The sequence below is a fragment of the Nocardioides abyssi genome (assembly GCF_030412915.1).
GTDB lineage: Bacteria > Actinomycetota > Actinomycetes > Propionibacteriales > Nocardioidaceae > Nocardioides > Nocardioides abyssi.
In genome coordinates, this window is the sequence record NZ_JAUHJR010000097.1 from 1 (window position 1) to 298 (window position 298).

General features: G+C 43.6%; 1 protein-coding gene. It reads left to right on the forward strand.

Annotation, left to right across the window (positions count from 1 at the left end; all coding sequences use genetic code 11):
* Positions 1-40 precede the first annotated feature (40 nt).
* The coding region (locus QWY29_RS20055; RefSeq protein ID WP_300962997.1) for a hypothetical protein at positions 41-298 on the forward strand (258 nt) is incomplete at its 3' end.

The following is a 298-nucleotide window of genomic DNA, read 5'->3' on the forward strand; positions in this document are numbered from 1 at the left end:
GTAGAGTTCTTATATTAGTTGATCTATCTATGGATTACTGGTGAATCCATCTTGGGCTTTTTTCAAAGTCGGGGATCCGGCTTGTTCTATTTTTTTGGGTTGCGCATCCAAATCCGCTATTGGAACAACTTGTTCTCAGGTTGTTTGGGCCGCAAACGATAATTTCGAAATTGCTTACTTAACCATCGAGAATCCTGCAACGGACGGTCAAGCAGTGGCCGCTAGGGCAAACGGGGACAAGCAAAACTGGGATCATGTTAATTTTTACGGTTTCCAGGATACGCTTTTATCAGATGGC